The sequence below is a fragment of the Terribacillus sp. AE2B 122 genome (assembly GCF_902497585.1).
Taxonomy (GTDB): Bacteria; Bacillota; Bacilli; order Bacillales; family Amphibacillaceae; genus Terribacillus; species Terribacillus saccharophilus_A.
In genome coordinates this window covers 86,153-110,712 of record NZ_LR700949.1, presented here as the reverse complement: position 1 = coordinate 110,712, position 24,560 = coordinate 86,153, and the positions used below count along the sequence as shown (strand labels likewise).

Here is a 24,560-nt window from a genome sequence, read left to right as displayed (position 1 = left end):
CCCTCCTGTTTTATGTAAGCAATAGAATACCACCGAAGATCGGCAGCAAAATAATAACTGTCCGCAGCACCTGCACTGGAGCAAGGCGCGTGAATTCCGCACCGATGAACGAGCCTATCATCGTACCTGCCACTACTTGCACTAAGAGTGTTATATCAACGAAACCAGCTTGCGCGAAACCGAAAGCACCGAGAAATGATATCGGAATCAGCACAAACATGCTCGTCGCTGCGGCCTGCTGGATGCTTAGTCCGAAAAAGATCATCAAGCCCAATTGAATCAAGGGCGTCGACCCGATGCCGAAGCATCCGGACAGAAAGCCAGTGCTGCCGCCAACTCCCATTGCCAGCAGCAAATATTGCTTTCTGCTAAACACTTTCTCTACCTTTACACTCCCGCTAAGCCTCGTACGGAAAAACAGCAGGATAGAAGAAACGAATAAAAGCAAGGCAGAGACAATAATAAGTGGTGTTTCCGGCAGCTGAGCCGCTACTTGTGTCCCAAAATAGGCACCCACTGCACCAAACGCTCCGACCATGGCGCCAGTTTTCAGCTTCATATTGCCTTCTTTAAAATGACTGATCGACCCGGAAATGACCGTGAAGATCATCGCAGTTGTAGACGTGCCGAGTGCGGTATGAATCGGGATCTGGAAAACACTAATCAATAGTGCTAGCACGAATCCAGATCCTCCCCCGCCAGCAAAGCCCAATAGTAGCCCTAATGCAAACATCGTCGCCAGCATCATCATACGTTCCGACCTTTTCTGTTTAAATTAGTGAAGAAATCACACAACCTGTTTGATCGTCACACCTTCCAAAAGGCCCTCGACCGCCTGATCCAGTCTTAACTTGCAGTCCTCTCCCAGCTCAAAACTGTTGTCCTCCGTACGGACTACTTGCTTATCCTGAATGAATACACCCTGTTCGATTGCATTAGCACCCAGCACAGACAGCACTGGCTTCAAAGCAAATTCCAGCATCAGTAAGTGAGCTGTCGTACCGCCCATCGCAAGCGGCAGCACCTTTTTGCCAGCCAAACCTCTTTCCGGAACTAAATCCAGGAAGCATTTCAATACACCGGTATAGGAAGCTTTATACACCTGTGTCGCTACTACGACGACATCCGCATCTTTGACCTGCTGAGTCGCATGGATAATTGCATCACTTGTGAAATTGGCATACAGCAAGTCCTCGGCTGGCAAATCTGCCACAACAACATGTGATACGTCACAGCCCTTCAGTTCCAAATCAGCAATCACATATTCCACGGGGCCATTCAATCGGGACGTTTTCTTCGGACTGCCTGTAATCACAACTGCTTTCGTCAAATTAATCGCCCTCCATTTGCATTAGTTTACTACTTCCGTTTGATAGCGTTCATAGACTTCCGGTTTGCGGTTGGCCAGCCAGTCGACACGATTCCGGGATTGTGCAAGTGTAGCTTTGCTGATCTCTGCGGATACATGCTGCCACTCTTCGTCATCTGTAACCGTCACGACATCCCCGAAAGGACTGAGGATACAGGACTGGCCAAAATGGTGACGCAGCACTTCCTCGCCTTGCAGCGCTTCTGTACCAGCTTTATTCACACCCATAACGAATAAGTTATTTTCCATTGCCCTTACCCGGAGTTCTGCTACATACAAATCTTTTCGATAACCATATGTCGCAGTCGGTACGACGACCGCGTCCACATCCTGCATGCGTAATGAACGCCATGCTTCCGGGAATGACCGATCAAAGCAGATGAGGATGCCAATCTTCCAGCCATTGTCCAAAGTGATTGTCGGGAACGCATCCCCACCGCCGCCATATTGTTCGAAATAGAATTTCTCATCTGTCTTCATCGTCGCATCATCAACCTTTGGCACATGCACCTTGCGATAGCTTCCAATCAGTCCTCTTGTCGGAGAACAGACAAACGCCGTATTATAATAGTTCGTACTCTCCCCTTCCTCCGCTTTCTCGAACACAGTACCAATCAGATGTGTATCTGTTTCCTTAGCCAACTCCACCATAGCGCTCACTGTAGGACCATTCATCGGTTCGGCAAAATTGAAGAACGTCTCATCCGGTGTCGTGACCGCCGCAAAATACGGCGCTGTCATCAGCTCTGCACAGACAAGCAAGTCTGGCTTATCTAACGCAATTACACGCTTGCACTCTGTCACGATTTTCTGCAAATTCGTTTCCACATCGCCCGCATAAGCACCGTTCTGCAGCCCAGCAATCACCATACTTTCCTTCACTAAATCTCCCCCTTAACCGATGATTTCTTTTACGACTGTATTGCGGAGTCCTTTGGCATCCAGCAATGGCACGATGTCACTTTCGAAGAAATTCATATCTGTCACAAAGTCAGGGAATGTGAACAGCAAGCCGTCGATCATCGTTTCCTTCTCAATTCTTTCAATCTGTTCGGCAATTGTTTTTGGGGATCCAACAAGCGTTGGTACAATAAAGATTTCACCGAGCAGTTCCATCGTCGAGCCTGTTTTATCGTTATCACGTGCATCCTGAAGCCCATCGAAGCCACCTTTATCTGTACCTTCGATATAGTTCAAGTAGATGTCCTCCGCCTCTTCATCTGTTTCAGCAGAAATAATTGTATACACTGCATAAGTCTTGATCGACTTGTTCATGCTCGCTGCAATTGCTTTCCCTTTGGCACTAAGCTCGGCGATGCGGTCAAAGTCACCTGCAACAAAATTGATATCACCATGCTTGATCGTGAATTCCAAGCCTTTGTCAGACATACCTGCACAAACAATTGGCGGATTCGGCTTCGTTTTTGGCGTCGGCTGACACATGCAATCTTCCAGCTCAAAGTATTTGCCTTTATGCGTTAGCCGTCCTTTATCCCACAGCTGCTTCACAACCGTCAGCCATTCATCCGCATAGTCATAACGATCGCCATAGAACTCATCCCCAGGCCATAGCCCCATCTGAGAATACTCATACTTATTCCAGCCTGCCACCACATTCAAGCCAAAGCGCCCATCACTGATATCATCAATCGTCGCCGCCATCCGCGCTGCCATTGCTGGATTATATGTGAGCGGCTGCACCGACGCATAAATCCCAATCTTGTCTGTAACAGCTGCCAGACCCGCCATCAGATTGAAGGACTCCATCGCATAATCCCAATGCTCCGTCTTTCCTCCATACCCGCGATACTTTACCATCGACAACACAAAATCCAACCCCATATTCTCTGCCCGCAGCGCAATATCCTTATTCAATTCAAACGTTGGCATATACTGCGGTGAGTTATTCGACATGATCCACCCATTATTCGCTATTGGCAAGAAAATTCCGAAGTCCATTTGTATCGCTCCTTTTGTGTTGTGTATTTAACATACACAAATTGTATAATTATTCAGAAAATAAAAGGAGCTTACAATGTGTTAAGCAAAAGTGACAAAGTGTAACCATTAAGTACATCTTCTCGGATTAAGCTATAATGGATGCTCACTAATGTATCGAAAAGGTGGGTAATCCATTGGTTAATCTCGCACAACCACTCTCACACATCTATTGGATCGGCGGCTCTCCATGTGCCGGTAAAACAACCATTGCCCGAAAGCTCGCAGCTGAATACGGCTTTACCTATTACAAATGCGATGATTGCTATGATGACCATATGTCCCGCAGTACACCGGATCAGCATCCTAACATGTACAAAATAAAAGACCAGACATGGAATCAGGTCTGGTCTACGCAGTTTTGTTCGCTAACCGTTGAGGAACAAATTGAAGATGTAGTTCGTGTGTATGAGGAGCAGTTTAGTCTAATACTGGAGGACTTATTATCCCGTCCTAAAACAACACCTATCGTTGTGGAAGGAGCAGCGTTGTTGCCTCATAAAGTTGCTCCACTTCTTACTGACTTGAACCATGCAATTTGGATGGTGCCGACGCCGGAATTTCAAGAAGATCATTATAAGAAAAGAGAATGGATTCATCGTATTCTTGATCAGTATGATGATCCTGGTTTGGCTTTTTCTAATTGGATGAAAAGAGATAGTGGGTTTGCACATAAGGTTGTAAAGGATGCAGAAGACATGAGTCTTAGAACTTTATGTTTGGATGGAAGTTTTTCTGTCGACCAGAGTTATGAATTAGTAAAAAGGGATCTTGGATTAATATAAAAAGAAACAGTAAAACCTTACTTCCGTTTCTTCCTATATATCTAATCTATTTCGAAGTCGCATGTGTTCCGAAAAAAGTCTACTTTCAATGTAGTTTAGCTCGCACTTCTTCTTTTGGTGTTACTATACTCACTCTTCCAAATAAAAGCCTGAAATACAATACCTCCGATCCCAATCAAAGCAATAACACTCCCTGTTAAGCGGAAAGCTGCAAGTACTCCAATATTATTTATAATAAAACCGCCCAATAACGGACCTAAAATAAACAAAGTGCTCAAGCTAGAATCAACAATACCAGCTACTCTACTTACCATTTCCTTCGGTGGTTCTCTTTGAATAAGGTAGTTCACACCTGCAAAGACAAGTCCATTTCCAAGACCTCCGATAAAAGCTAAGCCAAGTGCTATAAAAATGTAGCTTTCTCCTGTAGTTAGAAAACCGAACCCACTTGTCATCAATCCGAGACTAAAACAGCCGGTTCCGAAAAACCATCCATACCTGCGAATTTCTTCGAGTCTGTTCAAGGTTAAAACCATGACCAGTGATCCTAACCCAATACTAGCTGTGATCCACCCAGTCAGTTCTTCTCGCTCCGGATACAACGTGCTGAATAACGTGACTAATTGCACGTCAATCATTTGGATAACGAGTGTACTTAACAGTCCAAACAATAAGCTGGAAAGAATAATGCGGTTATGTATAACTGCATACCATCCTTTTTTCCAGGATTCCAGTACACCCTCTTTTACCGCTGATTTGTTCCTTTCAACATGTGAAGTGATAATCTGTATTCTGTAAAGCAGCAATGCAGATAAGATAAAGGCTAAGGCGTTCATCCCCATTGCAATGTGAGTAGAAAAAATGCTTACTACAGTACCGCCAATGAGAGGACCAACTACTTTAACCAATTGAATTACTCCGCCGTTAAGTGATACTGCCTGCATTAATTGATCTTCTTCCACTATCCTTCTCATAAAACCCTGCTGAGCAGGCACGCTTATTGCACCACAAGTACTGCGCAGCAATAATATCCCTAGCGCGACATAGGGTGTGCTGGAAAAAAGCAAAATGACAGTCAGCACAGCCCGCACCCAATCAGAATATATGAGAATCTTTCGCTGATCCCATCGATCGGCCAACACGCCGGCCCATTGACCAAAGAGAATGCTAGGTAATGCATAAAACACTGGAATTAAAGCAATAAGCATGGGATCTGCTTTCCAGGTAAAACGAAATAGGATCAGCACGGCAATGAAATCGAACCAATTCCCGAGGTTAGCTAATCCATTGGCGAAGAAATACTTTGTAAAATTGCTGTTCTTCCAAACACTCATACTTTAAGCTCCCATCCTCTGTTATTGACTTCAGTGTAACTTTGCAATGTCAGAGGAATATCAGAGCAGGATTATAAGTGTTTTTCCAGTTCACAGCTAATATATGGACCCAATTCTACAAGCTGATACATTTCTCTATATTGTTCTAATTCTTTGAAGTAATAGGTATGTAAATCTGGATAGTCTTCGAATTCTTCTAAAAAGGCGATAATTATCTTCAAGCTTTGGAATATGCCAGGTACATATTTTGCCTTGCGGAATTGGGCAAAACCCTCTGCTATTGTTTCTTTCACATTAACGGAATTGCCCTTATAAAGTTGATACAGTCCCTGCATGATTGAAAAGAGAGCTTTCTCTCTTGAGAAAGGACGCTTTATAAGCTCACTATCAATCATCACTAATACAGCCTCAATCCAAGCATCATTCCGTTGGAGAAAAGCAAGGCCTAATTCCATTAGGTACAAGATAAGAACGAAACCTTCCATCTCTCCATCGAGGATCTCTTGTTTGGAAATCTTAAGGAGAACAGCTGCCTCATCTAATTGTTTGGTGAGGATCAGCAGAGTTAGCCGATTCAGCAAGCTGATCTCTAATTTGTGCTGCAGAGGCAAATGCTCACAATTTAATGCCTTGGTGAAATAGAACAAACTCTTCTCTGCATCCTCACAAGTATAGTAATGAAGATGAAGCAGATAATAGCACTTATCCCAAAAATCAGTATGATCGAAATGCAACAGACGCTCAAATTCACCATTCATAAAATAGAGATATAGCTGGCTGGAATCATCCAATTCCACCCCAAAAACCGATTGATTATCTGCCATCAATCTCAGTGCATCACCTTGGCCATATAAGTGATATTTCCGGAACAGCTTGCCCATACTCTCAGCCAAATCCTGGTCTTTCAAAAGCGGATTGTATTCGGATTGAGCCAGCTGTTCCAATACATAACCTTGTCCTCTTACTGTTCGAATAGTTACCACGGCTGATAAAGGAGCTAACTTTTTCCTCAAGCGATAAATATGATCATCCACCGTCCTATCAACTGGATCAGACATAGACCAAAGACGATCAAGCAATGCCTGACGAGAAAATATACGTGCAGGATGTTGATAGAGTAATTGAAAAAGTTCATATTCTTTTGGTAAAAGTGTAATCTTTTCGGATCCATAACATATCTGGAAAAGATCCGACTGAAATAATATGCCCTGCATCTTTATCAATCCCTTTAACTGGATATGATTTCCTTATTACTAAAGATACAATATTTTACTGCTAGATGGTCATATTCTAAAAAAATAAATAACATCTTTCTAAAAGAAAAACCGAAATATAAAAACGTGCAATCTCGTTTAGCAAGATTACACGTTTTTAAAAAGTATCTTATTTCAGCATTAAGGTTAGTGAATATCACTCTTCCTAAAGTTCCCACCCTTAACTTCAGCTACATCATAAATCGTAACAAAAGCTCCGTCATCAATATCATTGATGATTTCTTTCAGCTTACTTTCCTCTAGACGGTTGATAACACAAGTAATTTCCATGAATTTCTCATGTGTATAGCCGCCGTATGCTTCCTTATAGGTAGCACTTCTTCCAAGTCGATCGCGGATGGTTTCTACCATTAGCTTGGGCTCGGTTGTAATGATTTTGAAGGTTTTCGAACCGCTTAGACCTTCTTCTACAATGTGGATGACTTTGGATGCGATAAAGTAGGCGATTGCGGAAAGAATAGCTCCCTGCAGACCAAATACAGTGGAAACGAAGATGAAGACAAACATGTTAAGGAATAAGATCAAATCACTTGTTCCAAATGGCAACTTACGTGCTAACAGTACGGCCAGCATATCAATGCCGTCTACTGCTCCGCCGTTACGCAATGCGAGACCCATACCTAAACCTAAGATAATACCCCCGACTACAGTGACGAGCAGTGTGTCTCCTTCGATAATGGCTGGCGTGTGATGCATAAGAACGGTACCAATTGATAATGACGCGATTCCGATAATGGAATATATTGCGAAGCTTTTCCCTATCTGTTTATAACCCAACCATACAAACGGAAGGTTGATAATTGCGATTAGTGCACCTAGCGGCAGTCCGGCTAGTTGAGAAATGACGATACTGATACCAGTGACGCCTCCGTCTGATACATTGTTTGGAATCAGGACGGTTTCCAGGCCGTATGCTGCGATGAATCCTCCGAGGATGACGAACAGTCCTCGTAAGAAGATGAATAACTTACTTCGGTTACGCTTTCTGCTTTTGCTCATACAAATACCTCATTCTAAATTTTTTAACCTTATAATTGTACCATAAAGTAAAGAAACCTCTGAAATTCAAAGTACTTAATAACGTTTCCATTTAGTTAATATTTGTTTTTTTCTAGTCTTCATTCAATAAAAAAGGGCTTCCTAGGCCCTTTTTAATAAGATCATTAAAACTCCTCTAATTCGTACTGCTGAGTTCCATCGGCTGTACCTGAAGATACCTTCCGACCATATTGCCATTCGTTACTCCCTTCTAGTTTAAAAAAATCATAATAGTAGCTTTGTTCAGATTCTATCCCATTTTCAGTCGTTTCTCTTACTTGTACTTCAATCTCTAAGCGTCTAACATTATCTTTCGGTAACCCCATCACTGTAGCATTAGCAATGTTATATTCACCAAAAGTTACCACATCAAGTATTTTATACTTATCAATTTCCTCATTCTCACTTAGTTCTTCTTTGACTAAGTCTTTCGCGTAGTCTTTTTGACTTACGTCTCCTGAAGCGTAGTAGAAAACAATTCTAGCAGCAAAACTAATAAATAAAATAATACCTACCAACGTTATAATTCTCTTCATCGAATCCTCCTAAATATTTCACCAATAGTGCTATTTTACCATTATAATAATAAATAAAGGTTTCCCAATTAAATAGTTAATATAAAAATTTCAGGATTCTAGTTCTTCTATTTTCATAACTTGTTAAAAAGGGAATATATAAGATAATATTTTAATAACTTTAAAAATACGATACAATGTCACAAATTCCACCTATACTTGCAGATTTATCTTATAATAGAAGAAGTAAAATTATGTAAAAGTTAGTAATTCTGAAAGGAGATACATATTCTTGAACACCAAATACTTAGACTTACTAGCTCAGAAATATGATACGGAAGAAAAAGTAGTCACTGAAATCATCAATTTAAAAGCGATTCTCAATCTCCCTAAGGGTACGGAGCATTTTGTGAGTGACTTACACGGGGAATATCAAGCCTTCCAGCATGTGCTGCGAAATGGCTCTGGAAGAGTAAAAGAAAAAATCCGAGATATCTTCAGCGGTGTCATCTTTGAAAAAGAAATTGATGAGCTGGCAGCTTTGGTTTATTACCCAGAAGAGAAACTGCAAATCATAAAAAATGATTTTAATCAGGACGAGGATCTTAACGAGTGGTATAAAAAGACAATCAAACGCATGATCAAACTTATCTCGTATGCCTCTTCTAAATATACTCGCTCCAAACTGCGGAAGGCATTGCCTAATCAGTTTGCTTATATTATTGAAGAACTCCTATATAAGACGGAGGAATCCGGAAATAAGGAGCAATATTACCACGAAATTCTCGAACAAATCATCTCGCTCGGACAAGCTGACAAGTTAATCACAGGACTTGCATACAGTACGCACCAGCTTGTGGTAGATCACCTGCATGTTGTAGGCGATATTTATGATCGCGGACCTGAACCGGATAAAATTATGGAAGAACTCATCAATTATCATTCTGTTGATGTGCAATGGGGAAATCATGATGTGCTTTGGATCGGCGCCTTTGCTGGATCAAAGGTTTGTCTAGCGAATATCCTTCGTATTTGTGCGCGCTATGACAACTTAGACATTATTGAAGATGTGTACGGCATCAACCTTCGCCCGCTACTTAATCTGGCGGAGAAATATTATGACGATAACCCTGCGTTCCGTCCTAAAACGCAAGCAGATAAGAAAACATCTGAGGAAGAAATTGTACAAATAACAAAAATGCACCAAGCAATTTCAATGATTCAATTCAAACTAGAAAGCCCAATTATCAAAAGACGAGCGTTTTTCAATATGGAAGAACGGTTATTGCTTGAGAAAATCGATTTTAACTCAAACGAGATTACACTGAATGGCGAATCTTACCCATTAGAAAATACATGCTTTAGCACAATCAATCCGAAGCAGCCTGATATGCTATTAGAAGAAGAACAGCAAGTGATCGAAAAGCTGCTATTCTCTGTTCAACATTCTGAAAAGCTGGCTAGACACATGAACTTCCTCATGAGGAAAGGCAGTCTTTATCTGCGCTATAACGGCAACCTATTGATACACGGATGCATACCGATAGATGAAAATGGCAACATGGAGAATATGGAGATCGAGGGTAAAAAATACGCTGGCCGCGAGCTGCTAGATAGGTTCGAGCAATTCCTTCGTTATTCATTTGCTCATCCAGAAGTAACGGATGACCTGGCGACAGATATGGTCTGGTATTTATGGACAGGTGAATACTCTTCCCTCTTCGGGAAAAGAGCCATGACAACCTTTGAACGTTATTTTATCAAGGATAAAGTAACGCACAAAGAAATAAAGAATCATTATTACCACCTGCGCGAGAACGAGGAAACCTGTGAAAAGATTCTAGCAGAATTCGATCTGGATCCCGAACATGGCCACATCATCAACGGACATACACCAGTTAAAGAGATTGAGGGAGAGAACCCGATCAAAGCAAATGGAAAAATCATCGTCATCGATGGCGGATTTTCTAAAGCCTATCAATCTAAAACAGGCATCGCCGGATACACATTATTGTATAACTCCTATGGCATGAAGCTCGTCGCCCATAAGCACTTTAACTCCAAAGACGAAGTGCTGCATGACGGAACCGATGTATTATCCGTTAAGCGATTAGTCGATAAAGAACTGGAGCGGAAAAAGGTCCTCGAAACGAATGTCGGAGAGGAATTATGTCAGGAGATTAATATACTCAAGGATTTGATGGAGTATCGGTATATGAAGTGAAAATAAGAGAAACGTGAGAATTACTTAACCTGGCGTGGTTCAAAGGCTCCTATTCAAACATAGGGGCCTTTGTTATACCTACAACTAATGTCCGGTTTTATAACTGCTCATTATTCAATAAAATACACTTCTTACATTGTAAAAACGTTAAATTTAGTAACTAATAGATAAGCAGTATAAAGCATTATGCAGGTAGATAGAAAAGAAGCTAACTTATTAGGAACTCTTAATAACTTAAAAATTATGATTACTATTATTCCTACCCCTAGTAACGCCCCCATAAAGATTCCTAGTCTGCCAGCCATCTCATTAATGATAGAATTATCAACACTTGAAAAATCCAATTTATCCATATAACCCCTCCGCTCTATCTATCGGCTGAATTATATAGTTCTTTAACTTAATCTTTAGTTCGTGCTTTTTAGATTTTCTGAATATCATCTAATCAATAATTAAATGATCAATCTTAGATGGAATCTTATTTCTTCTAAACTTGCCCGCAGACATCCCTACCGCTTTGCGGAAGACTTTATTAAAGTAATTCGCATTGCTGTATCCTACTTGTAAAGCTATTTCATTAACAGAATGTGTTGTCGCAAGCAGGAGATCGGCTGCCTTTTGCACTCTAATCTTTGTCAGATACTGAATCGGAGTCATGTGCAGCTCTTTTTGAAACTGCTTCAGAAAGTAATAACGCGAGTAGCCAGAAGCAGTTGCAATATCATTTAGTGCAATAGGTTCAGCATAATTCGCCTGAATATAGGAGAGCGTCTTTGCAATTGGAATAGAAAGGTCAATTGGTGATTTTTCAAGATTCCTTACAAAACGATACAATTCCATCATAAACTCATAGGCTTGTGAAGAGGCATGGTAAACATCTGTAATCTTCTGTTCTGCTGTATCCTGATAAATACGAAACAAAAGCTGAATCAATTTTGAATCAGGGGAGATCTTTAGCACAGAACCACTCTGTGCTTTGGCAAATCGCCAGCATTCTGCTGCTTTACTGCCCACTAAGGTGATAAAAATAAACTCCCATCCGTCACTATCTTTGGGCAAGTAATACCGATGATCACTTGGTATCTCTACGATAAATGCTTCTCCTGGCTTCAATGCATAGCTTGTTCCTTCTATCTGAATCTGCCCTGTTCCGGATAAGGTGTATTGGAATACGTAAGTTCCTACGTCCTCACGTTGCATTCCGTACCAATCATAAACAGTTCCTGGTATTTTTTTATCTCGTCCAAGCAGTAAAATGTTTGCCATCTCATTAAAGAGTGCGTCATAGAAGTGAAAACCATATACACCGTACCCTTCCTCTCGCTGATGAGCAGACATATTCATCCTCCAATCAGGCATAAACACAAACAAAGCGACTGAAAATAGCCGCTTGTTTTGCTCAAGTATGCTTTTTTTGATAAGACCGCCCTCTTACCCTTTGACACTTCCGGCCGCAAGTCCTTCAATAAAGAAGCGCTGCAGGAATAAAAACAAGAAAATCATTGGCAATGATGCAATCAGTGCTGCTGCTCCTACAAGTCCAAGCTGGCTGGTATTTTGACCAAAGAAGCTTGCCAGGGCTACAGTCAATGTATGCATATCGGAATCTTGCAAGAAGAAGATGGCGAACTGATAGTCGTTCCAAATATAAACACAAGACAAAATCAATACTGTTGCAGTAATTGGTTTCAGCAGCGGGAACACTATTCGGAAGAAGATGCCGATAGTGCTGGCTCCGTCCATTTTTGCTGCTTCCTCCAATTCTTTTGGTACCGTGGAACGAATGAAACCGGCATACAGGAAAATGGTTAACGGTAAGAATGCAGCCACATTATTAAGTACAGCTACCAGGCGTGTGTTCATCAGACCAACGTCTACGACAAGCTGATATAACGGTACCAGTGCTGTCAGAGGCGGAATGACCATAACTGCGACAAATAACATATACACATACTTATTCAGCCTTGTTTGGCGTCTTGCCAGTGCGTAAGCTGCCAAGGAGCCGAATAGTATAAGCATCGCTGCTGCAAAGAAGGTAATCACAAAGGTATTCATAAACGCATTAGACAGATTCGCCTGTTCCCAAGCAGCCGTGAAGTTTTCCAAGCTAAAGTATTCTGGGAACAACCATTTAGACGAAAAGTCACCGGCCCGCTTAAAAGCCGTCGTTAACAAAATGTAGTATGGAATTAAATGAAGCAAGGTTATCACTAAAGCTACAGCTGTTAAAAACCATTTGGCTCTTTTGGATACTTGATTCATTATGCTTCCACCTCTTTTCGTTTTAGGTAGAGAAGCGCTGCCAAACTAAGCACCAGGATAATCAGGGCCATCAATACACCTTGCGTTGCTGCGTAACCCGCATCCTGCCGCGCAAAATAAAGCGAGTACATAAACGTCGACATCGATTGAGAGGCATTTCCTGGTCCGCCATTTGTCAGTGAGACAATGACATCGAATAGCTTCAATCCGCCGATTATATTGATAACAACATTGATTGTGATTGCAGGAGCCAACAACGGCAGCGTAATATTTTTGAATTTCGACCAACTTGATGCGCCATCAATATTCGCTGCTTCATAATACTCCTTGGAAATACTCTGCAAACCAGCCAGATAGATAATCATCGCAACACCAACAAACTGGAAGGTATTAACGAAAACAATGATGTATGGGTTCACCTCTGGATTACCGAGCGCATTGACCGGATCCAAACCAAGCCAATTATAAATATCGTTCAGCGCTCCACCTTGGTAGGCAAAGAAGAAATACCAGATGTAACCCATAACAAGTGGGCTGATAATAACAGGTAGATAAATGATTGTACGCGTTAAAGTCCGCACCTTTAAGTTGTAATTAAGCAGTAAAGCATAGCCAAGCCCGATAATATTTTGCAGCACCGTACTCCCGATTCCGTACAATAGGGTGTTTTTCACAACCAGCCATGTGTCCGGATCTGCAAACATTCGCTTGTATTGTTCAAGCCCTACATAATCATAGATTTGTGAAAATCCATTCCAATTCGTCAAGGAAATTCGGATGCCATCTAAAAAGGGGTAAACAATAAATAGCATGACGAGCAAAACACTTGGCAGGTACATCCACCAAAGAGAGGATTCTTTTCTGCGTTTTTTTACTTTTTTCGCTTGTTCAGTCGATGATAAAGGCTGATCCATTCTCTTTCATCTCCTTTTACTAAACAGAAGGAGCATCAGCTCCCTCTGTTTGCAATATCACTATTTCACTAAGCGACTATATTCTTCGCTCATTTTCTTTGATACTTGTTCCGGCGTCATTGCTCCTGAGACAAGCTCTTGACCCGTAGCGCCCATAGGATCCCACATTCCGCTTGGCAGATATGCACGGTCAAAATATGGCTCAATCCGTGTACCTTCATACTGGTTATAAAAATCGGCAAAATAATTATCGGCATCAACATTCGTTAACGCATCCGGCAATGATGTTCCTTCTGCAAATTTTTTCGCTACTTCCGGCTGTGCAATATACTCGATGAATTTCTTAGCTTCTTCCTTATACTCGGAGTCCTTTGAAATAGCTAAAGTAAATCGTTCGCCGCCAATCCAGCTTGGCTTATCATCTTCATGTATAGCAGGAACCGGCATTGTGCCCAACTGTACATCTGGATTCAGCTCAGATACCTCACGTCCAATCGAACCACTCATCATAATAAATGCCACTTTATTTTGAGCTAGTAAATCCGCAACCTGGGTTGTTTGAGCAGTAACAGCATCTTTATTCAGCAACCCTTTATCATTCATCTCTTCAAGCTTTTCCGGCAGGTATGTGTAATTTGACCAGTCAAAGGACCCATCCAGTAACGCATCACCATGCCTGTTGGAAGGCGACGTGATCAACAGTGGCGTTGCGAACTGATCAAAGTACTGACCAAATTGGCTTTTATCTGATCCGCCCAGCCAGAAAGGTACAACTTCTCCGTTACTCTTTTCTTTCACTGTTTCTAGTGCTGTCATAAATTCATCAAATGTTTCAGGCGGCTCAATTCCATACTCATCCAACAGATTTTTGTTGTAGGTCAGTCCATCAAGTGCTTGGTTTATCGGATAAGCATTCAGCTTCCCAGTCTCATCAGTTAAGATATCTGCCATGGCTTCATCCAGATTCTCTGACCATTCCATATCACTTAAATCCTCTGTATATTCGGCATAACGAGTAGTTGACCATCCATGTGTATCAAATAAATCCGGCATATCGTTTGCTGCCATCTTAACGCGCGCCATCTCTTCATACCCATCTGTCGGATACGTATCTTCAATATCGATATCCGGATTTTCCTCTTCAAATTCAGACACAACTTCCTTAAAGATTTCTTGGTCTGCCTTATTCGTTGCTGTTGACATGAGCGTTAATTTCGTTTGTCCATCGCCGCTGGCACCGTTCCCGCATGCCGCCAGCATAACCGTCGCTGATAAAGAAACCAGAAGTAACGTTATTCGCTTTTTCATGGTATCCCTCACTTTTATTTTAATTTAAAGCGCTTACATTTATCTTTAGAAACAACAGCCTTTAGTTTCTAAGGCTGATTGTTTCATTTTCAGAATAATACACAGGCAGCATCTCTCCATGTGCCTCAATCAAATCATCACACATACTGATAATGTCCTCCATGGAAAGCTCAGCAGCGGCGTGCGGATCTAGCAGAGCAGCCTGATAGATTTTTTCTTTCGATTTTGTGATTGCAGCTTCAATCGTTAGGAGCTGCGTATTAATATTCGTGCGATTTAAAGCCGCTAGCTGTTCCGGTAATTCGCCCATGTAGGCCGGAGTAATCCCATTTCGGTTTGCTATGCAAGGGACCTCAACGACCGCTTTTTCAGGCAAGTTGCTGATCAGACCTCCTGTATTTACAACGTTTCCGCCGAATACAAACGCCTCATTTGTTTCCATCGCTTCTATAATCCGCGAACCATATTCACGAGAACGCTTATGGGTCAAACCTTGATTGTTAAGCAATTCGCTTTTAGTCTTCTGCCAGTTCTCAATCTGCGCCTCACAGCGCCGCGGGTACTCATCTAACGGAATATTTAGATGATCAATCAATTCCGGGTACTTATCTTTAATGAAATAAGGATGGTATTCCGCATTGTGCTCAGAGGATTCAGTCACGTAATAGCCGAATTTGTCCATTAACTCATAGCGGACCATATCATGATGCTTTTCTTTTTGTTTTTCTTTTGCACGCTTCTTGATCTCCGGGTACAAATCCTTTCCATTCGATTTAATCTCAAGCAGCCATGCCATATGGTTAATACCGGCAATCCGCTCCTCTATATTCTCGTGCGGGATATCCAGATCCTTCAGCAAATCCTTCGTACATACCTGTACACTATGGCATAGCCCGACCATTTTCACATTCGTAAAGCGAGAAACCGCACCAGTAAGAGCTGCCATTGGATTCGTGTAATTTAACAGCCACGCATCGGGACAGACCTCCTCGATATCCTTAGCGATATCAAGCATTACCGGAATCGTTCGCAGCGACCGGAATATCCCCCCTATACCAACCGTATCGGCAATCGTCTGCCGAAGCCCATACTTCTTCGGAATCTCAAAATCGATTACAGTACTTGGCTTATAGCCTCCAACCTGAATCGCATTAATAACATAACTCGCATCCTTTAATGCTTCTTTGCGATTTTTTGTATATGCCTTGATGGTGACATCTGCCTGCAACGTAAACTTCAAGGCATTTAATAACAGCTCCGACTCCTCTAACCGCTCCTCATTGATATCGAATAAGGCAAATTCAAATCCCTGCAGTGCAGGAGTTAACATGCAGTCTCCCAATACATTCTTTGTGAAAATTGTACTTCCTGCTCCGATAAACGTAATTTTTTTCATCTGCCAGCCTCCTGGATAATCCAAAGATTGCAATTTAATATCGTTGCTTTATTCGATATTACAGCGCTCACAAGATAAGAGGCAATGGTAAATAAAATCGAAAAAAGGGTAAAATATTGCTTTCTATATTTCTTAATAATTTTCACAATCTTTGCTCTGGGATCTGTAGTAGATCCATTTATCTTTAGATTTGAAAAACGATACAATCCTACCTATGTCTTAAAAGAATCATATGTACTATCTCAGGAAACCTACTAGATTATATCGGTTTTAAATGAACTACACAGTGTAAATAATTCCCAATACACAAATCGACAATACTTGGTAAAATTAAACTGTAATCTATTAAATTTAAGGAGCCTTGCACTATGGGTCGAAATAGTACCGAACTTATCGACATTGCAGCTCGCTTGGAAAACTGGTCTGTCAGCATTCGACTTGATAAGAAAGAAGCTGCTGCTAGTATCCATAAAGAACTGCAACGCCACATCGACGAATACAATCATGAATCAAAGCTTTCGTACTTCCTATTGGAAAGCCGACATTACATCATTCAGAATGACTTGATGAAAAGTATTGCCTCTTTAGAACAAGCAAAAGATCTCTTTGACTACTTCTCCGACACCCACCGTTATCACCTTCATTTAGCAGAAGCTATGATTTTTTATGAAGAAGAGCATTATCAGGAAGCACTGGATAGTTTCGAAAAAGCCGAAAAATATCTCCATAAACTGAGTGACCCTGTAGATGTTGGCGAGTTTCATTTTCGTAAGGCCATGGCGTATTTCTTCTTAGAAATTATTGCTCTATCAGTCGTACATACAGAAAAAGCCATTCAATCATTTAAACCACATCAACCATTTCATTTTTTACTAGCTCGTTCGGAAATGTTACAAGGATTAAATTTTATAGAGCTTGCTAATTATGATTTAGCAGAAGAATATCTTCATAATGCTCTAACGCATGCTAGAAAAACTGAAGAACATGCTTTAACTTCATACATTAATCATAATCTAGGCGGGCTTTATGCGAGAAGAGGTTTACCAGCTGCAGCAATTCGTTATTTGAAGGAAGCCTACAAAAATAAACAGCAGCGCACACAATTAAAAGTCTTATTTTTGTTAGCAGATTGCTACTGGAAGACTAATCAACGTTCCAAAGCTACTAAAGCATATAACGAAGGATTCCAAGCTAGCATTGAGGAAGATAATATGAAAATGAAGTGGGAATTCGCTATGCTGCATAAAAAATATGAAGATAGATTAAATTTTGAAAGCGTATGGCAAGAAGGCATAGACTACTTTCACAGAATCAACGATAATTACAATGTAAGACATTATACAAAAGAATTAGCTGACTATTATTCTTCCAAGAAGAACTATGAACTTGCAAATCGTTACTATGCACTTGCTCTACAATAAAAAGGAGGGCTTTTTATGAAAAAAGTAACTTTTACTTTGATTCTGGCTATCACAATTATTGTAAGTGGATTAACAGGATATGCTGACCATGGCTCTACCGCAAGTAACAAAAATGATCCAGGTGGCGGCGGTTTTTCTATCATCTTAGATAAATAATCATAATATAGATCACCCACCGATCATCGTAAAAAGACAAGCACTATACTTCCAAGTAAATCTAGAAAATTGCCGTACGATACTTTTATCTTGCTCTACATTAAAAGGAGGGCTTTTTATGAAAAAAGTAGTTTTCACTTTGTTTCTAGCTGTTACGGTTATTGTAAGTGGAATTGCAGGATATGCAGAACACTCTGATACCGCTGAAAAACAAGGGGATCCCGGTGGTGCTGGTTTATCCATTAGATTTTAAACAAAAAAAGAAGATCACATGTTGATCTTCTTTTTTTGTACATATTTACTGTTCCCTAGATTCTCTCTCTATCCTTTCCTTGTGTACCAACAGATATTTTTTGATTCTTACCTGCAATCGTCCCTAAAAAGGCAATACATAAGGCGGCGATCATAAGAATAATGAGCGGGACCAACCATCCATTCGTCTTTTCAGCGATAGTACCAAGCAGAAGCGGCCCCATGGCAGCAACCAAGTAGCCGACCGATTGCGCCATACTTGATAGCTGGGAAGATTCCGTAATAGAATTAGTCCGTAGAACAAAGAACATCATGGCTAAGCTGAATGCTGTTCCTGCACCAACCCCCGTTAGTACAAGCGGTGCGATGATCAGCTGAGAGGAAATAAACGTAACTCCCACTAAACCAAAGAAAAATAATAGGCCGGCAATACAGCCAAGCAGCCGCTGGTTTTTCATTCTGCCCGCAATGATAGGTGCAATGAATGTCGTAGGGATAAGCCCTAGCTGATAAATGGCAATGAGCCAACCTGCTTCACTTTCATCGAACCCTTTGGACATTAGTATATCTGGCAGCCACGTAAACAGGCTGTACGGTATGAAGGATTGCAAACCCATAAAGAGCGTTACTGCCCATGCAATCTTAGATTTGAAAATCCCCCAAGAGGCCTTGTTCTCTACTTTCACAAATACTTTCTTTTCCGAACGTGCTGCCGGTAATCGAAGCAATAAGATAACTATTGCTATTAAGGAGAGGATACTCCATATTTGCATCGCATTCCGCCAGCCAAAGCTAGGTACAGATGCTATCGGCACGGAAATACCTGAAGCAAGCGCTCCGAAAATGTTCATCGAAACGGAATATATGCCTGTCATCAGCCCGATTTGATAAGGAAAACTAGACTTAATCAAACCAGGCATCAGCACATTACCAAAAGCTATCGCCATTCCGAGCAAAATCGTACCGAATAACAATAGCGGAAGACCGCTCAAAGCCCGAATAAAAATACCTACAGTCAGCATGAACATTGCAGCTAACAGCGTTAACTCCATGCCAAACTTACTCGATATCTTAGGTACTAATGATGAAAAAACACCAAAAGCAAGCAGCGGTAATGTATTTACCAGACCAACCATGGAGTTGGAAACGTCCAGTTCTTCCCGGAAGAATGGTATAAGCGGCCCAACGGAAGTAAGCGGTGAACGCAAGGTAGCAGCAATGAAAAGAATTGCTAGTATCAATAAAAATGTATAATAACGTTTTTGCGTATTTGTATTAGATCTGTTCACATAAAATATCCTTCCTAAGTTAGATGCAATAATTCATCATAACAAATAATTTAAACTGGAAGAAGAAGTTTATTCAACAGTTAATAATTATTATGAATATCGCGTCTCCCTATAGGCATTCGCACAGTCCCTTAGGCAATGACCTACATATCGTACATGGAAAACAATGGAGGTATGTATATGACCAATTTTTATTCCTTCCATGGAACTGTAACGATGATTAGTGATTTCCAGGGGAATGGCCGAGCGGATGGCTGTTTTAAATTCTTTACTGTCGAAAACGATACAGGATCAATAGTGAACTTTGTTGTATCACCTACTACTTACTTCGTTGATCATGCAATGGTATCCCTAGGTGATCGTGTAACTGGCTATTATGATGGAGATGCACCTGCGATTCTTATTTATCCTCCCCAGTTCCCAGCACTTGTTATGGTGAAGGAAAACCAGAATCAAAATGTGAAAGTTAGTTTCTTTAATAATCAGCTGGTTAGCAGTGATGGACAATTGCAGCTGAATATATCACAGTTTACACCGCTAGTATTAACGAATGGGCAAGCTTTTACTGGTGACCTTGGGAACCGGGATTTGATTGTTGTATATGGACCCACAACAAAAAGCATCCCAGCTCAAGCTACTCCTTATTGGGTCATTGTTTTGTGTAAGAGTTTATAATGCAGTTGATGAGGTGATCGGTAAACCATCAGCTTATTGCATTCAAAAAATCCAGGAACACTTATATGTTTCAAAGGAAAAATGCTTAATCATTGGCGACCGGTTAGAAACGGATATCTTGATGGGCAAAAGCTATAACGTACCTACCTGCCTCGTCTTGACTGGTATATCTGCCTGCACTATGTTTAAATAACGAAAATAGAACCAAATTATATAATACAGAATTTATTAGAGCTGTTTGAAGATGTTGTACCGTCAGTGATGCGATTAATAGTAGAAGCTTGGTTTGGGATAAGGACGATTGAATTTAACAATTTTAAATACACCTATAACATATTCCGATAAAAAAACATCAAACCTTAGTGTATCAAGGTTTGATGTTTTTTTGAGAAATGATATTACATCATGTAAGGTAAGGACTGCTGCCAGCTGTTTCTTCTGACTTGTCAGCTACTTCATAGTACATGCTAATATAAAGATTCCCTCTCCTATAAACCAGGAGAAATAGTTAGAGAGTGGAACAGAATCTTACAATTATACTTTTACTACTGTCGTCTTCATAAATAATTCTAAGTGTTCTTTTAAGAATCCAACATAACGGTCGACTTCTTCTATTGTCGAGTATGGCGAGATTGCAAAAAATTTATGAGCATATATGGATATTCGATCGTTTGAGTTTGCTGCTTCCACGAGACACTGCTTTTTTGTAAATCCAAAGTAGACGGTATCTCGTTCGGTTCCAATCATCTCTGCAAACTCGTCATTAAATTGATTAATTTCCGTCATTTCTTCTATAGTTAGCAGTCCATTCAATTCACCATTCCATTTATTCTTCTCGGGATAAAAACGGAATGTTGTAATAGGAGAAACCTCATTCGTGATTGCCACATTCGGAAATTCCCTTTTTAGTGTCTCTCTAAATGCAATATTAACATGAATATAATTGGCTAAAAGCTTTTGATAGCCTTCGATTCCAAATGCTAGTAAAGATGCATAAATCGCCAAAGCACTTCCCATTCGCGAGCATTCGAGTGTGTAGCCTGTATGATAACTACCATAACCGCGATTCCCAACATACGGCGTTTCTACTGCATCTAAATCAACATTCTTAAGATACTCTTTGTTTTTGATTAAAAATAAACTTGTGATATATGGCGTTTGTCCAAGCTTATGGAAATCAAAGACCATACTATCTGCAAGCTTTATATTTTTAAATTTTTGTTGATAGGATTTCAATACCTCAATAACGTTGTCTGTAAATTGCAAAGTATTGCTTTCAAAGCTGTAATTATTAAAGAAAGTATACATGCCCCCCATAGCAGAGTCTGCATGGATATAGATTGGATCTATGCCATATGTGCGTTCCATTTCTACCGCTATATGCTTAATCCCCTTAATGTCATCAACCCCAAATGTATCAGTAGTTCCCATTGTGGCAAGGACATAAAGCGGAACACCGCCTTTTGCAATAATATGCTCCATTTTTTCTTTTAGATCTTCTAGATTGATTGAATGATCAGCATTAACTTTCACTCGAATCATGTTTTCTATGCCAATCCCAGTTGCTTCTACAGATTTAAGCAGACTGTAGTGTGATAGCTCTGAACAGAAACAATAGAGATTTTGCGGTACACCATTTTGATTAGAGAACGGCTCGTAACGGGCAATGGCAAGACGTAAAGAGTTAAAGACAGCCCCTTGTCCTCCCCATGTTGTATATCCTGCGCTGATGCTTTCATCGTATCCGATAAGTTTGGATAGCATTGCAGCTACTTCGACTTCTGCTTTTGCTGCTGCTGGTCCCTCCACATCCCATAGATTATTACCATTAACTAGAACCATCACCAGATTACCAAGGATACTAGCAATATTGGGAAGGGGAGCTGCATTGGCTACATAGTTTCGATTGACGAACCGGTGCCCTTCTACTAATTTTAGAAGCTCCTGAACCACTTCCTCCATCGACACTCCTGTATTCGGAACAGACGCCTTTTGAATAACGCGATTATAGTAATCCTCTGTGTACTCAGGCATTTCTCCTAGCGTTAGTTTGTTAGGATCTTTTAATTCATCTATTTTTGTTAAAATCGACTTGAAAAAGGACAATAATTCCTCTCTTTGAAGGTCATTCCCGTCCATACTAGGATATAATTTTTGAATTTCATTCATTGTTTTACCTCCTAATGTCTAAATAATTATAGAAATTACTGATTGAGATTTTATGTTTTAGGTAGATAAAAGGGGAATGTTAGCTATAAGAATAAATTAAGACAAGCGCAAGTAATTTTCTCATAAGAAAAAGATCCCCTCCTTTGTAAACAGATCAGAATGCTCTCTTTATTTTTAAATCTGTTCACTAAAAGGGGATCATCCCATATTAGAAAAATTATGGAGAAGCCTTATATTTTTATTCTGTAAGGCGAATATTGTCAAACTGCTACCTTGACCTTTTATTCTGGCATTTCTAACTCGCTTTTACTTCCTCTGCTTTGACATCATCATTCTCTTTTAGTAGTTCGCCTACTACGTTTTTGTGGTCTATAAGATTCCTTGCTTTCTCAACCAGGTTTTGTATCGTATGAAGTTCCTCATCATTAATCTCAATTAGTTCCTCAAACATCTCCACCGATTCTCGTGAGATAGATGCAATCTCAACAATTGTTGTCATGATCTGGTGTGAAGCAGTAGATAATTCTTCTGTGTTTGCAGAAGAGTTCTCGTTGTTTTCAGCAATAATTTTTGTAGTAGATAGTATCTTTTCGAACATATTTCCAACCTCTAAAATGTCTGCATTCGTATCTTTAAATTCTTCGGTCCCCTGGTTCATTGACTTAACCACTATAGCTGTTTCTTCTTGTATATTTTTCACGATATGTGATACTTCTGAAGTAGATTGGCGAGTTTGTTCTGCTAATTTTCTTACCTCATCTGCAACAACAGCAAATCCTTTACCATTTTCGCCTGCTCGAGCAGCTTCTATCGCAGCATTCAGCGCCAGCAGATTAATTTGTTCAGAGATCTCTGTAATCACCTTAACAATACTGCTGATTTCATAAGATTTTTCTCCAAGTTTGTTTATTGCATTAGAGGTTGTATTTACTGTTTGATTAAATTGATCCATCTTTACCAAGGAATCTTTTAATTTCTCATTTCCTTGCTGCGTTAATTCTAGCGTAGTATTGGATTGTTCTGAAATCTGATTAGATCTAACTGATAAATTTTCTATCGCTTGTGTCATTTCTTCCATGGAGGCAGCACTTTCTTCTGTGGCTACTAATTGTTTCTCTAATCCTCTGCCTACTTCGTCAATTGCTGCTCTGACAATATCAGCTTGTTCAGAAGCATATTCACCTGTTTCCGCAAGATTTATGCCTTTTTCATTCACATCTTTTGATAACGATAGTAGTTTCTTTTCTATATGGCTGAAGTTCTCAAGCCGCTGCTCATTCCCAGCGCTATTCAAAATAATTTCATCGCCACTGCCTGAAGTGTTAAATTGTGCACGACGTTTCAGTGCAACATATTGGTAAGCAAAATAACCTAAAGCTATCAATAGAATGACTATTATTCCTATCAAGTAAAATTCCATGATAAATTAAACTCCTACTTTCTGTTTCAATCAGAATTATATTTTTATAGTTCTCTTATAATAATGTATGTTCCATCAGCTACATTCGCAGGAATGGCTTGCAGTTTGCTATTGTCTTTATACATATGAACAATATGATTACCTTCGATATCTTGGTATTTTTTCATGTTGTGATATTTTTCCATCACACGAATCGATTTAGGGTTTGTCGCTTCGCCCACTACTGCCTTCAGCCCCTGCGTCGCTGCTTTTGTAATCAATCTATTTCCTAATTGCTTAATTACTTCATGACGCTCTTGTTCAGCTATCACGCCCAACATAAATAGGTGCAACATATCCCCATTGGAAATATCTTTTCCGCTACGTCTTTTATAGTCTTCGATAAAGCGTTTATCTACGTCTTCCAGTACGTGAAGAATAACATTCATATCATAGAAAGAACCTTCGAATACATCCTCTCCGATAATTTCGGGTGCATTGGTATCACCGGCAAGTACACCTACAACATGATTATCAGTGTCTAGAGCGACTGCACAATATCCTTGGTCTACAGTTGAATCCAAATAATCCTTGGTAAAAGCATAGAAATCTTCATACGCTATACTTAATTGTCCAACCATCGGTTCCTGAACCCATTTCCCTGCAACATCAACACCAATAAATGTACGGGCAAGACATTCGGCAGCTTTTTGAATCATTTCTGTTTGATTCTTTGTTAAAATTTCATATGTATACAATTCTTGAGTTGCTTGCATGTTTTA

The 24,560-nt window shown here is 40.3% G+C and carries 25 protein-coding genes; 7 read left to right on the top strand and 18 right to left on the bottom strand.

What is annotated here, in order from left to right; all coding sequences use genetic code 11:
• Window positions 1-10: 10 nt before the first annotated feature.
• Genes AE2B122_RS16820 through AE2B122_RS16805 form a run of 4 tightly spaced genes read right to left on the bottom strand, consistent with a single transcriptional unit; the run spans window position 11 to window position 3,328 of the window.
• Entirely contained in the window at window positions 11-751 is a 741-nt protein-coding gene (locus AE2B122_RS16820) for a sulfite exporter TauE/SafE family protein (protein WP_175074807.1), read from the bottom strand.
• 36 nt (window positions 752-787) lie between these two features.
• On the bottom strand, window positions 788-1,330 hold the full coding sequence (gene ssuE, locus AE2B122_RS16815; RefSeq protein ID WP_175074806.1) for an NADPH-dependent FMN reductase: 543 nt from the start codon (window positions 1,328-1,330) through the stop codon (window positions 788-790).
• 21 nt (window positions 1,331-1,351) lie between these two features.
• A complete protein-coding gene (locus AE2B122_RS16810) occupies window positions 1,352-2,251 on the bottom strand; it encodes a carbon-nitrogen hydrolase family protein (protein WP_175074805.1) in 900 nt (299 codons plus the stop codon).
• Window positions 2,252-2,263: 12 nt separating this feature from the next.
• Window positions 2,264-3,328, bottom strand: coding sequence for an LLM class flavin-dependent oxidoreductase (locus tag AE2B122_RS16805; RefSeq protein ID WP_175074804.1), 1,065 nt, complete (start codon window positions 3,326-3,328; stop codon window positions 2,264-2,266).
• A 176-nt stretch (window positions 3,329-3,504) separates the two neighbouring features.
• Here AE2B122_RS16805 and AE2B122_RS16800 point away from each other — a divergent pair, with 176 nt between their 5' ends.
• Window positions 3,505-4,152: a zeta toxin family protein gene (locus tag AE2B122_RS16800; RefSeq protein ID WP_175074803.1), complete on the top strand. Its 648-nt coding sequence runs from the start codon at window positions 3,505-3,507 to the stop codon at window positions 4,150-4,152.
• A gap of 95 nt (window positions 4,153-4,247) precedes the next feature.
• Here AE2B122_RS16800 and AE2B122_RS16795 read toward each other — a convergent pair whose 3' ends face one another.
• From AE2B122_RS16795 to AE2B122_RS16780, 4 genes are all read right to left on the bottom strand, one after another.
• The gene (locus AE2B122_RS16795) at window positions 4,248-5,486 is read right to left on the bottom strand and encodes an MFS transporter (protein WP_175074802.1); all 1,239 of its coding nucleotides are present in this window, start codon (window positions 5,484-5,486) and stop codon (window positions 4,248-4,250) included.
• 71 nt (window positions 5,487-5,557) lie between these two features.
• Complete coding sequence (locus AE2B122_RS16790) at window positions 5,558-6,700, bottom strand: winged helix-turn-helix domain-containing protein (protein WP_175074801.1); 1,143 nt, start codon at window positions 6,698-6,700, stop codon at window positions 5,558-5,560.
• 186 nt (window positions 6,701-6,886) lie between these two features.
• A complete protein-coding gene (locus AE2B122_RS16785) occupies window positions 6,887-7,759 on the bottom strand; it encodes a YitT family protein (protein ID WP_175074800.1) in 873 nt (290 codons plus the stop codon).
• A gap of 164 nt (window positions 7,760-7,923) precedes the next feature.
• Window positions 7,924-8,334 carry a hypothetical protein gene (locus AE2B122_RS16780; RefSeq protein ID WP_175074799.1) on the bottom strand — a complete coding sequence of 137 codons (411 nt, stop codon included), beginning with the start codon at window positions 8,332-8,334 and terminating at the stop codon, window positions 7,924-7,926.
• Between the two features lie 271 nt (window positions 8,335-8,605).
• On the opposite strand from AE2B122_RS16780, the gene fbp reads away from it, so the two are divergent.
• Window positions 8,606-10,537, top strand: coding sequence for a fructose-1,6-bisphosphatase (gene fbp, locus AE2B122_RS16775; protein ID WP_175074798.1), 1,932 nt, complete (start codon window positions 8,606-8,608; stop codon window positions 10,535-10,537).
• Window positions 10,538-10,668: 131 nt separating this feature from the next.
• On the opposite strand, the gene AE2B122_RS16770 is transcribed toward fbp, so the two are convergent.
• The 6 genes from AE2B122_RS16770 to AE2B122_RS16745 form a co-directional block, all read right to left on the bottom strand.
• Entirely contained in the window at window positions 10,669-10,890 is a 222-nt protein-coding gene (locus tag AE2B122_RS16770; RefSeq protein ID WP_095233258.1) for a hypothetical protein, read from the bottom strand.
• Window positions 10,891-10,978: 88 nt separating this feature from the next.
• A complete protein-coding gene (locus AE2B122_RS16765; protein WP_175074797.1) occupies window positions 10,979-11,875 on the bottom strand; it encodes an AraC family transcriptional regulator in 897 nt (298 codons plus the stop codon).
• A 93-nt stretch (window positions 11,876-11,968) separates the two neighbouring features.
• Window positions 11,969-12,799, bottom strand: a complete 831-nt coding sequence (locus tag AE2B122_RS16760) for a carbohydrate ABC transporter permease (RefSeq protein WP_038558293.1) — start codon at window positions 12,797-12,799, stop codon at window positions 11,969-11,971.
• On the bottom strand, window positions 12,799-13,713 hold the full coding sequence (locus tag AE2B122_RS16755; protein ID WP_095272809.1) for a carbohydrate ABC transporter permease: 915 nt from the start codon (window positions 13,711-13,713) through the stop codon (window positions 12,799-12,801). The genes AE2B122_RS16760 and AE2B122_RS16755 overlap by 1 nt, the downstream gene beginning before the upstream one ends.
• Window positions 13,714-13,773: 60 nt before the next feature.
• Complete coding sequence (locus AE2B122_RS16750; protein ID WP_175074796.1) at window positions 13,774-15,021, bottom strand: ABC transporter substrate-binding protein; 1,248 nt, start codon at window positions 15,019-15,021, stop codon at window positions 13,774-13,776.
• Between the two features lie 61 nt (window positions 15,022-15,082).
• Window positions 15,083-16,417, bottom strand: a complete 1,335-nt coding sequence (locus tag AE2B122_RS16745) for an alpha-glucosidase/alpha-galactosidase (RefSeq protein ID WP_175074795.1) — start codon at window positions 16,415-16,417, stop codon at window positions 15,083-15,085.
• A gap of 368 nt (window positions 16,418-16,785) precedes the next feature.
• Here AE2B122_RS16745 and AE2B122_RS16740 point away from each other — a divergent pair, with 368 nt between their 5' ends.
• From AE2B122_RS16740 to AE2B122_RS19395, 3 genes are all read left to right on the top strand, one after another.
• Window positions 16,786-17,838 (top strand): tetratricopeptide repeat protein, encoded by a 1,053-nt coding sequence (locus AE2B122_RS16740; protein ID WP_175074794.1) that lies wholly within the window; start codon window positions 16,786-16,788, stop codon window positions 17,836-17,838.
• A gap of 15 nt (window positions 17,839-17,853) precedes the next feature.
• Window positions 17,854-17,994: a hypothetical protein gene (locus tag AE2B122_RS16735; RefSeq protein WP_175074793.1), complete on the top strand. Its 141-nt coding sequence runs from the start codon at window positions 17,854-17,856 to the stop codon at window positions 17,992-17,994.
• 118 nt (window positions 17,995-18,112) lie between these two features.
• Entirely contained in the window at window positions 18,113-18,247 is a 135-nt protein-coding gene (locus AE2B122_RS19395; protein WP_255212167.1) for a hypothetical protein, read from the top strand.
• Between the two features lie 55 nt (window positions 18,248-18,302).
• Here the strand turns inward: AE2B122_RS19395 and AE2B122_RS16730 are convergent, their stop codons facing one another.
• Window positions 18,303-19,535 (bottom strand): MFS transporter, encoded by a 1,233-nt coding sequence (locus tag AE2B122_RS16730; RefSeq protein ID WP_175074792.1) that lies wholly within the window; start codon window positions 19,533-19,535, stop codon window positions 18,303-18,305.
• Window positions 19,536-19,715: 180 nt separating this feature from the next.
• On the opposite strand from AE2B122_RS16730, the gene AE2B122_RS16725 reads away from it, so the two are divergent.
• Together AE2B122_RS16725 and AE2B122_RS19540 are read left to right on the top strand one after the other, a co-directional pair.
• Window positions 19,716-20,210 carry a hypothetical protein gene (locus AE2B122_RS16725; RefSeq protein WP_175074791.1) on the top strand — a complete coding sequence of 165 codons (495 nt, stop codon included), beginning with the start codon at window positions 19,716-19,718 and terminating at the stop codon, window positions 20,208-20,210.
• Window positions 20,137-20,403, top strand: coding sequence for an HAD hydrolase-like protein (locus AE2B122_RS19540; protein WP_371809677.1), 267 nt, complete (start codon window positions 20,137-20,139; stop codon window positions 20,401-20,403). The genes AE2B122_RS16725 and AE2B122_RS19540 overlap by 74 nt, the downstream gene beginning before the upstream one ends.
• A gap of 341 nt (window positions 20,404-20,744) precedes the next feature.
• Here the strand turns inward: AE2B122_RS19540 and AE2B122_RS16715 are convergent, their stop codons facing one another.
• The 3 genes from AE2B122_RS16715 to AE2B122_RS16705 all read right to left on the bottom strand — a co-directional run bounded on the left by AE2B122_RS16715 (window position 20,745) and on the right by AE2B122_RS16705 (window position 24,554).
• The gene (locus AE2B122_RS16715; protein WP_175074789.1) at window positions 20,745-22,379 is read right to left on the bottom strand and encodes a pyridoxal-dependent decarboxylase; all 1,635 of its coding nucleotides are present in this window, start codon (window positions 22,377-22,379) and stop codon (window positions 20,745-20,747) included.
• Between the two features lie 295 nt (window positions 22,380-22,674).
• Window positions 22,675-23,799 (bottom strand): methyl-accepting chemotaxis protein, encoded by a 1,125-nt coding sequence (locus AE2B122_RS16710; RefSeq protein WP_175074788.1) that lies wholly within the window; start codon window positions 23,797-23,799, stop codon window positions 22,675-22,677.
• 44 nt (window positions 23,800-23,843) lie between these two features.
• Window positions 23,844-24,554, bottom strand: a complete 711-nt coding sequence (locus tag AE2B122_RS16705; RefSeq protein WP_095218991.1) for a hypothetical protein — start codon at window positions 24,552-24,554, stop codon at window positions 23,844-23,846.
• Between the last annotated feature and the right edge of the window lie 6 nt (window positions 24,555-24,560).